Source organism: Pseudomonas sp. P5_B2 (genome assembly GCF_056400445.1).
Genome location: NZ_JBFULH010000632.1, coordinates 1 through 2284 on the forward strand (window position 1 = coordinate 1; position 2284 = coordinate 2284).

Annotated in this window: 3 protein-coding genes; all 3 read right to left on the reverse strand. The window is 57.9% G+C overall.

Translation table 11 applies throughout. The annotated features are described in order from the left end of the window. Positions 1 to 123 precede the first annotated feature (123 nt). Positions 124 to 771, reverse strand: a complete 648-nt coding sequence (coq7, locus tag AC1DRJ_RS24960; protein WP_477804512.1) for a 2-polyprenyl-3-methyl-6-methoxy-1,4-benzoquinone monooxygenase — start codon at positions 769 to 771, stop codon at positions 124 to 126. Between the two features lie 108 nt (positions 772 to 879). Next, entirely contained in the window at positions 880 to 1218 is a 339-nt protein-coding gene (locus AC1DRJ_RS24965; protein WP_007947975.1) for a histidine triad nucleotide-binding protein, read from the reverse strand. Between the two features lie 60 nt (positions 1219 to 1278). Beyond that, complete coding sequence (locus AC1DRJ_RS24970) at positions 1279 to 2067, reverse strand: SDR family NAD(P)-dependent oxidoreductase (protein ID WP_477804513.1); 789 nt, start codon at positions 2065 to 2067, stop codon at positions 1279 to 1281. Between the last annotated feature and the right edge of the window lie 217 nt (positions 2068 to 2284).

The window sequence follows — 2284 nt, forward strand, 5'->3', positions numbered from 1 at the left end:
CCTCACGGCAGTCGCCTTTTTTATGTTTGTCGCAAAACCTTTGTAGGAGCAAGGCTAGCCCGCGATAGCGTCCTCGAGATCGTCATCGCGGGCAAGCCATGGTCCTACGCAAAGCTCCTGAAGTCAGATCCGATAAGTACTCTTGGTCATTACCTTGGCCAACAGACTCATCCCGAACTTTACCGGCGCGGGAAAACGGAACCCTCCGGCATCCAGCGCACTTTCCGCATGATGTTCTTCATCGATACGCATCTGCTCAAGAATCGCCCGGGACTTTTCGTCCTCGGCCGGCAATTGCTCAAGGTGTTCATTCAAGTGCTTGCACACTTGATGTTCGGTGGCGGCAACAAACCCCAGGCTGACTTTGTCGCTGATCAACCCGGCCACCGCGCCAATTCCGAACGACATGCCATAAAACAGCGGGTTGAGAATGCTGGTATGACTGCCCAACTGCTGAATGCGCTGCTCGCACCAGACCAGATGGTCGATCTCTTCTTCGGCAGCATGTTCCATGGCGGCACGTACATGCGGGAGCTTGGCGGTCAGGGCTTGCCCTTGATACAACGCCTGAGCACAAACTTCGCCGGTATGGTTGATGCGCATCAAGCCGGCGACGTGCCGGGTGTCCTCATCGCTCAGTTTCACTTCGGGCTGGACGATGGCCGGCGACGGACGGTAGGGCTGACCGCTGAAGGGCAGCAGGGTACGCATGGCGGCGTCGGCTTGCAGCAGAAGACGGTCAATCGGCGAGTAGTGACGTTGGGTAGTCATGCTGACCTCCGGGGAAAATCTCGGCGGCCAGTTTAACCCAATCGGCCGGGGAAGGTTTGAGCTGGGTCATGCGGGAGTGGCTGGCCACTCCTTTGGAGCCGTCTGCAATCAGCCCGGCGGCCAGTGCATCTGACGCTGACCTAGCACATGCATATGAATGTGATAGACAGTCTGCCCACCTTCTTCATTGCAATTCATGACAACGCGGAAACCTTTTTCGCAACCCAGTTCCAGCGCCAGACGCTGCGCGGTGAACAGGATATGCCCGGCCAATGCCTTGTCTTCTTCGGTGAGGTCGTTAAGGGTGCGCACGGGTTTTTTCGGGATCACCAGAAAATGCACTGGTGCTTGTGGGGCGATATCGTGGAAGGCCAGTACCTGGTCGTCCTCGTAAATGATCTTCGCCGGGATTTCCCGGTTGATGATCTTGGTGAACAGAGTATCCACAGCTGTTTCTCCGTTGTTTTGGCTGGCCTGAGTGTACCCATGGTTTTACCGTAGGACCATTCAGCGTGGGCAGTAAACCTTGTTGACCATGCCGGCGATTGTCCGGTTTAACCAGCGCGAGCCGAGTCGTGGCAGAAAGGCGCGCCAGCGGTTGCTTCGGCCCGGAATAATGATTGCGCGATTTTTCTCCAGGGCCCGCACGGTATACAGCGCCACTTCTTCGGGGCTCATCAGCATTTTGCTGTCGGCCAGTTTGCTAGTGTCCAACTGCGCGGTACGGAAAAAACCAGTGCGCGTCGGGCCGGGACAGAGCACCGAGACCTTGACTGCGCATTTCWTCAGCTCGACACGCAAACCTTCGGAAAAATGYAGCACATACGCCTTGCTGGCGTAGTAAGTGCTCATCCACGGGCCGGGAAGAAACGCGGCGACCGAGGCAACATTGAGGATTTGCCCGCCACCCTGCAAGGCCATGCTGTTCCCGATGGCGTGGCAGAGGCGGGTGAGTGCCAGAATGTTCACTTCGATCAGGTCCTGCTCGGTCATCCAGTCTTGAGCGAGAAAGGGGCCGCAGGTGCCCATGCCGGCGCAATTGACCAGCAAATCAATCTGACGGTCGCCTTCCTCCAGTTCCAGCAGAAACCCGGACAGCCGTAGCGGCTCGCCAAGGTCACAGGCACGGAAAAGCACTTCCACGCCAAAACGTTGAGTCAGTTCAATCGCAATAATTTCCAGCTGATCACGCTGTCGGGCCACCAGAATCAGGCTGCGGCCGCGCCGGGCCAGCGCTTCGGCCATCGCAAGGCCGATGCCGCTGGAAGCGCCGGTGATCAGAGCGTAACGGGTCATGCAGTTCTCCATCGCAACAGCTCCGCGCCGCGACGCAGGTGTCACGGGCGGGGAGCGCTGTTTATTCTTTCGCAGAGTCTACAGGGGACGGGGCTTCTCCGGCTTCTTCGTCTTCAGAATCCGGTGCGGTTTCGATCACTTCGGCCGGGTCGACGTCCATCTCGTCGATCGTCACCGAGCCGCTGTCATAGCTGCTTTCAGTAGCGCTTTCATACTC

What these genes read in the sequence shown, in the direction of transcription:
- coq7 (WP_477804512.1), bottom strand. Translation starts at nt 771, where the DNA reads ATGACTACCCAACGTCACTACTCGCCGATTGACCGTCTTCTGCTGCAA.